Raw genomic sequence first — 9,615 nt, forward strand, 5'->3', positions numbered from 1 at the left:
CTATGGCACCGAGATCGATAAACTAAAAGAAGATATAGATGGTGATATAGAATATATAGATTTCAACAACTATCGTTATAGCAACGTGAAAATCAATGGAATTTTCGACAAAAAATACTTTGACGGGAGTTTAAAAATTAACGATAAGAATGTACAACTCGTTTTTGATGGCGGAGTTAACTTGAATCCGGCATTGCCTGTTTTTAATTTTAAGGCTACCATTAAAAATGCCAAACTGAAAGCCCTGAAGTTATTTAAAGACTCCTTAAAGATCGATGCAAACTTCAGCACCAATTTTTCCGGAAATGATTTAAACAATATACAGGGGAATCTGGCTATAGATAAAATCAGACTTGACAACGTAAAAGGCGTTTACACCATTGACTCTATACTTTTAAAAGCTCAGGGTATTGGACTGGACCGCACACTGACCATTAATTCAGATGTACTGGATGCAAGTATTAAAGGAGAATACGATTTAAATACGATTCCTTCTTATTATAAAGCTCTGGCTAAAACCTATATTCCCTCATTAAAAGCCGATATCGTAAAATATGGGACACAAAATTTCCAGTTTAACCTCAATATTAAACGATTTGAGCCAATCGCACAATTGCTGGCTCCTGGCCTGGAGATTGAAGACCAGGCTGTGCTCATTGGAAAATTTGACTCCAGGAACAAGGTAGCAACACTCAATGGATTCATCAAGAAACTAAAGTTCAAAGGGGTCACAGTAAACAACATCATTATTGACGAAAATACCGGCAATTCACAGCTTCAGGCCATTATCACCTCAGATAGAGTGGATCTGAATGACAGTTTATATATTAAAAATGTGAACATTTCTAATATTTTAAGAAATGACAGCCTTTCACTTAACGTAAAACTCTCTAATTCCGACGATGCCAACCAGCTGGATTTAAATGGTCTGGTCGAATTTGCTAATGACACGACCGCAAGAATCAGTATTTTACCTTCTATCCTGACCATTAATAATGAAGACTGGAAAATCCAGGAAAAAGTAAGAATTAACTTTCACCAGGGAAAAACAGAAATTGCCAATTTTGATTTAAGTAACGGAAACCAATCCCTCAGCATTGATGGACTAATATCAAGTGACCCCAAAGATATTTTATTGGTCGGCTTTAAAGATTTCAATTTAAAAACCCTTAATCCGCTTACCAAAACGATCGGGCTTAAACTATATGGAAATGTAAACGGAAAAACCCGTATAAAGAACCTGTTAAGCTCTGTCAAACTTAATAACGACATTAAAATTGATTCTCTGAGTTTGAATGACTCCTATGTTGGAACACTTACTGATACCTCATCATTTGATGGAGCCAGCAACAAGGCTAATATCTATACACGGATACTCACCAATGGAAATGAGACCTTAAAAGCAGATGGAAGTCTGGACCTGACCGAAAAGAAAATAGACCTTTCTGTGAAACTGGATGACAGTAAACTGGTTATTTTTGAACCTTTTGTAAATAGCCTGGTATCGGATCTGAAAGGAAATGTTTCTTCTGAACTTACCGTTAAAGGTTCTTTTGAAAAGCCAGAGATTAATGGAACAGTGGAATTCAACAAGGCTAAAGTTACCGTAAACTACCTTAAAACAGCCTATTCCCTATCTGATAAAGTCAATGTAGACAACAGCATCATCAGGCTTGAAGACCTAAAAATTACAGATATCGATGGCAATACAGCTATAGCTAACGGTACCGTCGACTTAAACAATATTGAAGATCCTGGTCTGGACATCATTGTTGATGCCAAAAATTTCATGGCCCTAAATACAACCATAAAAGACAATTCTCTCTACTATGGACAGGCCTATGCTACAGGGACATTTAAATTTAAAGGTCCAACCAACAAATTATTTATCGGTATCGACGCAAAAACTGAAAAAGGTACCGTATTTAATTTACCCCTGAATAGCTCTGAGACAGTATCCAGTAAAGATTTCATCACATTTGTAAGTAAAGACACCACCAAAGTAGTTAAAAGCCAAACGAGTTTTGACGGACTGACGATGAGTTTTAAACTCAGTGTTGACCCAAACAGCACAGCAAATATTTATACAACCCTTGGAAAGCTAAGCGGCAAAGGTAATGCAGACCTGGATCTTGAAATCAACAGTCTTGGAGATTTTGAGATGACAGGAGACTATATTATTGAGTCAGGTAATTTTGATTTCACAGCCCAGGAAGTTATCAATAAAAAATTCTCTATTAAACAAGGTGGTTCCATCCGCTGGACAGGAAATCCCTCTGCAGCTCAAATACAACTTAAAGCCATCTATTCTCTTAGGGCGAACTTAAGCGACTTATATCTGGCAGCCAACAGAGAAACCAGTCCCAACTCATCAGAAAGAGTTCCTACCGATGTTGAAATGGGTCTTTCTGGACTTCTCTTAAAGCCAGACATCAAACTGGATATTTCCTTTCCATCCAACCCCGCTATCAAAGAGGATTTGCAGGCCTATTTTAATGACCCAAACAACTTAAATCTCCAGGCTTTTAGTTTAATTATACGCCGTAGTTTTGCCCCTGGAAATGGAAGACAAAATCTTGGAGAGCAACTAACTTCAGGTGTAACCAGCACCGCTACAGAATTACTCTTTAATCAATTTAACAATGTTTTGTCTTCTCTTAACCTGGATTTTGTAGACATTAATATACGGTCATTCAGTGAAGCAAACGCATCATTTAAATTTTTTAAAGACAGGATCATTTTAAATGCCGGCATTGTAGACAGAAAGAGCACCAGCGATCTTTCACCAATTGGGTTTTCTAAAAATAATGTAGGAAGTGAAGTAGAAATACTGGCTTTACTAAAAAAGGATGGTACACTGGTTGCAAAATTAGCCAATAAACCTCCAACGCAACAGAGTATTTTGGTAAACACACTAGTAAGCCAGCAAAATGCAAATGTAACTTCGCTTGGCCTGATGTATAATCAGCAATTTGATAATTTCAGGGAATTCCTGCAGAAAATAACCGGCAGGTACAAAAAGAACCTTAAGAAAAAAGAGGCCGAAGAAAAGGCAAAAAAAGAAAAACAGCTCCTGAATAAAGAAGCTGTTTTAGAAGATAAAAAGAGTAAGAAAAAATAGTTTTTTTAACCTTTCATAATTTGATGTCCCATCTTGTCCCTTTTGGTCTTCAGATAAGTTTCATTATGTTTATTACTTTCAATCTCAATAGCAATATTCTCCACAATCTCCAGTCCATACCCAATCAAGCCCGCTCTTTTGGTCGGATTGTTAGACATTAATTTCATTTTAGTTACGCCCTGAGATCTTAATATCTGCGCACCTACCCCATAATCTCTTTCGTCACCTTTAAAGCCAAGTTTAATATTAGCTTCTACAGTATCAAAACCTTCATCCTGCAAGTTATAAGAACGAAGTTTATTGATCAGACCAATACCTCTGCCTTCCTGATTCATATAAACAACAACACCTTTACCTTCTTTCTCAATCATCTCCAATGCTTTATGCAATTGCGGACCGCAGTCACATCTGCAAGAACCAAATATATCACCTGTTACACAAGAACTATGTACCCTTGCAAGCACCGGTTCATCGGCAGCCCATTCCCCTTTACTGATGGCTAGATGAGTTGCATTGTTATCTAACTGCGTATAGGCTGTCATTTTAAAATCACCCCATTGCGTAGGCAGATTGATCGTTACTTCTTGCTTGATCAGACTCTCATTACTCAAACGGTAAGCAATCAAATCTTTAATAGAAATGATTTTTAACTGATGCTGAGCTGCAATTTTAATCAGATCAGGTAAGCGGGCCATCTCTCCGTTGTCTTTCAATATTTCTACTAAAACACCAGCAGGCTCCATTCCTGCTAACCTGGCCAGATCAACACTAGCCTCAGTATGCCCTGAACGTCTCAATACACCCCCAGCCTTAGCCCGTAAAGGAAAAATATGTCCGGGCCTGCCCAGCTCTTCCGGATTGGTTTTAGGATTAACCAATGCCTGTATCGTTTTGGACCTGTCGGAAGCAGAAATACCTGTGGTACACCCATGTCCAACTAAATCAACAGATACCGTAAAATTCGTTTCGTAAGCCGCAGTATTCTTTCCAACCATCAGTTCAAGCCCTAAATGATCGCAGCGTTCTTCGGTTAAAGGCACGCAAATCAGGCCACGGCCATAGGTTGCCATAAAATTAACCATTTCAGGAGTTACGTTCTCTGCAGCCGTAATGAAATCTCCTTCATTTTCTCTGTCTTCGTCGTCAACTACAATAATCAGTTTTCCGGCTTTTATATCTACAATAGCTTCTTCTATTGTGTTCAATTTAATTTCCATTTTTAAACTTTCCCGGCCTTCTATCTTTAATTAAGCCAAAGAATCCTTATACAAAGGTACAACCTTCACCGGTAAATTAGGTTCTAAAATATCATCAATTGGTAATGATATTCAAAAGGATGAATTAACTTTCGGTCCTTTTCTTTTTTAAGAACCGGTTAAAGAAATTAACGAATGTCGTTTTGTAGTAGGTAGCATCAAATAAAGCAGAATCAACCGTTGCTTTATACGTCAGAAATGCCCCTAAAGGGCTCAAGACAATTATAGCCATCCATATCCCCAGAACAGGACTTATATTACCCTGATTAGCAGACTTTTCAGAAACTGTAGAAATAATATGATAGATCAGAAAGAAGATGATCGCCATGACCACAGGAAGCCCCAGTCCTCCCTTTCTGATAATTGCACCCAATGGCGCCCCAATAAAGAAAAGCAGCAAACAAGATACCGCCAATGTAAATTTTCGCTGATATTCCACGTCTACCCGGATCAGGTTCCGCATTTGCTCTTCATGCTCCGGAATTTTTGCTGATGTAGTTTGCTGAATAGTAGTTGCCTGATCGAGCGCATTCTGAAGTACTGTTGACCTTAATCCTTTTGGGATTTCATTAAGTATAGGGCCTTTTATATTCCTGGCAGGAATCTTAATCTTTGTATAACCCTTGGTATAATTGTTCTGTTTATAATAACTCCCTAAAGTTAACCTCGCATAGCGATCTGTACTGTCCTGGAGCTTTGTCAAGGAGTCCTTTTTCCTGGTTAACCCCTTTAGGTTAAGCATAGCCGTATTGGAACGAAAACTATTCTCGTCCGTTCTGCTCATTTTAAAACTTGAAAAATCAAATTTCTGTTCTGTCTCACCAAAACGCATGCGGTACAATTCCTGTCTGGGGTTAAAAGAAGTATTTTTACCCGCTGTCTCTTCATAGCGTACACCATTATTTAGTTTCAGCACCAGATATTTATCATCACTGGTCTTATACATCTTTCCATCTTTAGCCATGATGATCTTTGCGATCCCTCCGGTACCATTATGATCATAAATCATAATGCCCTCCAGCGAAATCCCATCCTCACCTTTCTTATCCACTCTAATAGAATAACCTGGGATACTATTGTTAAAAACCCCCTCCTTAATCAGAAAGGATAATTTTTTATTTCTTACATCCCATAATAACGAACCATACTTAAGATTGGCTTTAGGAAGCATATAATCAGAAAACAGAAAAGATCCAATAGCCAGCAATACAATAACCACCAGAAGTGGCCTCATGGCGCGTTGTAAAGAGACACCGGCAGATTTGATAGCCACCAGTTCGTAGTTCTCCCCAAGGCTCCCAAAAGTCATAATAGACGACAGCAGAATAGCAAGAGGGAGCGCCATAGACACATTGGCAGCAGATGCATAGAACATCAGCTCCAGGATAACATACCATTCAAATCCCTTTCCTATTAAATCATCTACATATTTAAATAGAAAAAGCATCAGCAAGATAAACATCACAATAAAGAATGTGACAATAAATGGCTTAATAAAGGCCTTGACTAGAAGTAAGTGAATCTTTTTCAATGTACAAAGGTAGTCAATGCGGGCGAATATTTATGCCCCTATCACACTATGCAGATAGGTAATTTGATTATCCCAAATTAAGGTCCGTTCTGCAAGGGTTTCATCTGTTGCAAAATCTGTAATGCTTAAAGCTACATCATTGGTCAGTTCATCCTGTACAATTTCCATTTCGAAATAGCAATGTGGCTCATCGTCGACCCATTTAAATTTAACGAGTTTATTTTCTTTTACACTGAGCAGTTTAGCTTTCTGAACCTCATCGTCCCACTTAAAAGTAAAAACCTGATCACGAAAAACCACATCGTCTGCAAACCATTGAGACAAGCCATTAGGCTCACTTATAAAACTGAACAAAATACGCGGAGATGATTTCAATTCGTATTCTAGCGTAAACTTTTTCTTTTCTGACATCTTGGAACCCTTATATTTTGAATTTATTTAATTATTTTCATTATTTATTTCTAAAGAAAGGTAAATTATTCTATATTTGCAACTCTTAAAAATAACCACATTAATATTTGATACTATTCTATCAATATTAAGCCCGGCGGGGTAGCTCAGATGGTTAGAGCGCAGGATTCATAACCCTGAGGTCGGCAGTTCGATCCTGCTCCCCGCTACTGATAAAAGCTCATCGAAAGATGGGCTTTTTATATTTATATACAACTGATTCACTATAGAGCGGCAGATAAAACACTATTGACCTGATACTTTTTCAGCATATTTTGCAAGTCAGTAATATAAGACTCCAGTTCTTGCCTGGAATCTGCACTTAACCGCATTTGAGTCGCAAACATATATTTACGAGACCGTTTTCCATCTTTTGTTTGAATTTGAAAACGTCCGGTATAGCCTTTCTGCCGAGCTGCAGTTTCGATGGAGAAAACAATAGTCTTAATATCCGACAAAGCATAAGACCTCGCCCATAAATTATTCACGATAAGACGTTTATCTTTGATGTTAAAAGGCTTTGGATTGAATCCTAGTTTCCTTAAAATCCACAGAAATAGCTGAACACCAACAAAAAGAAATACAATACCCCATATCAACCAATTATAGGTGCTGGAGTAAGAAGTCTTCACGTTAACCAATTCAGTGCTTTTTACCCTTGCCATATGATCCGTACGAACCAGCTGCCGGATCTCTTCTGTCCGAACTTCCGGAGAAAGCAGCAAGTCAACTGTCGCATGATCAGTGATACGATAAATTGTCTGGCCAATCAGCTGATTATCGCCGAGCTGGTCAAAGTAATAATAGTTAGCACCATTTTTCCAAACCGATCCGAAATTATGATCAACCATCCCAATTTTCAGCCAATCTCCCATAGCGGGCTCGTCCAGTCTATAAATATTAGTTGACCTGGACTTAAGGCCAGGATTGCGTCTGCCGCCCCAAACCTCACTCGTCTGCATGTATAGAATTTGCCGGCCATCAGAAAAAACCAGAGGCGCAATCTCTGTAAATTTCGCACTGTTAAATGGATTGTGATCGATGCTCAGAACCTTGTTTTTATCTGTATCGAAATAGAAAATCCCATCCTTGCTTAGAAATAGTGCATGATAAACATGCCCTCCATTTAAAGACAATACACGATAGGGGCTGTGTTGCTTTTCGAAAGCAATATCATTAACATACACCATGCCCTGTTTAGGATCTATCAGATAGTTTTCCTGATTTTGGGCATCAATAACAATAGCATACAAATCAGAATGGTCTTTAAGTGGCAATCTGGTATTCTTATAATAAACATGTTGACCATCTGCCAGATAGCTTATACTTTTACGAATATCGCCATCGTTGTACAATTCCGGAATCTGTCTTAGACTCTCCGAATTGGCCTGCGGAAGAATTTCACCTCTGTAGTAAGACAAGGTTCCATTCGTAACCACTTCTGTATTCAGCACGGCACGATAAGGAGCTGTGCCAGCCTCAAGCTTAGAGAAGGGGTAAATATAGGTCTGTGGCTTCGCTCCAATCCCGAAACCATATAACATCCGCTGGTTTAATTCCGAAATAACCGATAACGCTTTATTGTTTACACTCATCGAGGCACAATAGCACGTTTGCTTACCATCACTAAAATAATCGTTACCAATTGATTTAGCCGTAGATGGATTAAAATCTTTGACCATTAGATTGCCGCAGTAAGCGTGGTTTTTGTCAATGCCGAACTGTCGGTTTCGGAAATTATCGTCCAACAGCCTGAAGCTATTTGCATCAGCGTCCTTGATCAGATAATCCCCATTACTCGGCACAGATGCATATACCTGGTTCTGATATCGGGTAAATATACCTCCTATCTTCTGTCCTTTATCCATATCCATACTGCTCGGCCCCCTGGACTCCGATAGCATCATGGATACAATCAGTACCAATGAAAACAATACGGAAACAATAACCACCGTTAGTCCTATACGCTTAATAATGCCCAAGTTCATCTTTTATTTACCCGCTTAAACTACTTTCATATCCACTTTATAATTTGAAAACAACTGAAGTTAGTTTATTTATAAACAAAAGCCCAATTGTTTAAAACAATCGGGCTTTATCATGTTCAAATTTAAGCAAGATAATAAAAATCAGCCTGGTCAGCAGTTAATGAAAAACGGTCAAGTCCGGGAAGTATATTTTTGTAAAATCAACCGTAACACCATCTCCACCGTATTTAATTTTCTTAACCAGTACCCCGGTTGAAGCATTGTATATCAATAAGAAATTAACTGTAGAACCTGCACCATAAGCCTGGATCCCATTTACAACAATATAATCTTTATTCTTATCATAACGTATAGAACCATAGATCATAAAAGGATCGTCGGTAATCGTAATAAAAGGTTGTGCCAAAGATGAAGCATTGCCATCTACATATTTATAGATTGATTTTCCTGAATGGTAGAAAACTGCATTTTCCTTTGTCGATGCAGTAATTCGGGTTGGCGCATCCAAACCAAAACTGCCCACGCTGACGCTAAGTGCCACACCTGCAGTATCTAAATTATTATCAATACCAATTAGGCGGGTTCCGGTTGAAGCCCAAACTTTACCGTTCGGTGTTTGTGCAAAACCACGGCTAATATTTGAAAAGCTTTTGACCAGTGAATAGTTACTCGCCGAAATAATCTTGGCGCCATTACTTTGCAATAAATAAACATAATCACCCTTTTTCAGCATATCTCCAGTATTCAAAGCACCAACCGTTGTGAGTTTATTTTGAAGCGCAAGTGTATTTAAATCGATTTGATATACCCCATCATTTGCACTCACAAGACCACGGTTTCCGTCCACCTGTACAATACTTCTCCAATTGCTGCTTTCCTGTACATATCTAGCCTGTTCTTTTAACGTCAATGCATTTACTTTTACAATAGGACCATTTACCTTACACATCAAATAAATACTACCATTAATTACAGAGGCAAATTGTAAAGTACTTGTTTTTGCAGCATTAGATAAAATCTTACCTGGATTTTCTTTCTCATACACCCTAATTCCAACTGTATCTTCTCCATATCTGTAAAAATTTATCGCCCCTGTACTTTGTCCGTAAGAACCCTCTCCTATGATAAAAAATCCATTTTCATATTTACCCGCTACGGTCTCCGTTTTTGGAATCTCGGCATTGTCTTTTTTACAGGAGTATAAACCGGTAGTCAAAAGCAATACTGCAATAAAAAGTTGTTTAATGTTTAAGTGTTTCATTATAATAT

General features: G+C 38.2%; 6 protein-coding genes and 1 tRNA gene. 2 read left to right on the top strand and 5 right to left on the bottom strand.

What is annotated here, in order from left to right; genetic code table 11:
* Nucleotides 1-3,121: translocation/assembly module TamB domain-containing protein (locus DBR11_RS15660; protein ID WP_108553598.1), on the top strand; the 3,121-nt coding region annotated here is incomplete at its 5' end.
* A 5-nt stretch (nt 3,122-3,126) separates the two neighbouring features.
* On the opposite strand, the gene DBR11_RS15665 is transcribed toward DBR11_RS15660, so the two are convergent.
* From DBR11_RS15665 to DBR11_RS15675, 3 genes are all read right to left on the bottom strand, one after another.
* The gene (locus DBR11_RS15665) at nt 3,127-4,338 is read right to left on the bottom strand and encodes a bifunctional 3,4-dihydroxy-2-butanone-4-phosphate synthase/GTP cyclohydrolase II (RefSeq protein WP_108553599.1); all 1,212 of its coding nucleotides are present in this window, start codon (nt 4,336-4,338) and stop codon (nt 3,127-3,129) included.
* 124 nt (nt 4,339-4,462) lie between these two features.
* The gene (locus DBR11_RS15670) at nt 4,463-5,908 is read right to left on the bottom strand and encodes an LptF/LptG family permease (RefSeq protein ID WP_108553600.1); all 1,446 of its coding nucleotides are present in this window, start codon (nt 5,906-5,908) and stop codon (nt 4,463-4,465) included.
* A gap of 30 nt (nt 5,909-5,938) precedes the next feature.
* Nucleotides 5,939-6,319 (bottom strand): START-like domain-containing protein, encoded by a 381-nt coding sequence (locus DBR11_RS15675; protein WP_108553601.1) that lies wholly within the window; start codon nt 6,317-6,319, stop codon nt 5,939-5,941.
* A gap of 135 nt (nt 6,320-6,454) precedes the next feature.
* On the opposite strand from DBR11_RS15675, the gene DBR11_RS15680 reads away from it, so the two are divergent.
* A tRNA-Met gene (locus DBR11_RS15680) sits at nt 6,455-6,528 on the top strand.
* 54 nt (nt 6,529-6,582) lie between these two features.
* On the opposite strand, the gene DBR11_RS15685 is transcribed toward DBR11_RS15680, so the two are convergent.
* Both DBR11_RS15685 and DBR11_RS15690 read right to left on the bottom strand, forming a co-directional pair.
* Nucleotides 6,583-8,346: a DKNYY domain-containing protein gene (locus tag DBR11_RS15685; protein WP_108553602.1), complete on the bottom strand. Its 1,764-nt coding sequence runs from the start codon at nt 8,344-8,346 to the stop codon at nt 6,583-6,585.
* 157 nt (nt 8,347-8,503) lie between these two features.
* The coding region (locus DBR11_RS15690; RefSeq protein ID WP_233260776.1) for a DUF5074 domain-containing protein at nt 8,504-9,615 on the bottom strand (1,112 nt) is incomplete at its 5' end.

Origin of the sequence: Pedobacter sp. HMWF019 (assembly GCF_003061025.1) — a bacterium.
Classification (GTDB): Bacteria; Bacteroidota; Bacteroidia; order Sphingobacteriales; family Sphingobacteriaceae; genus Pedobacter.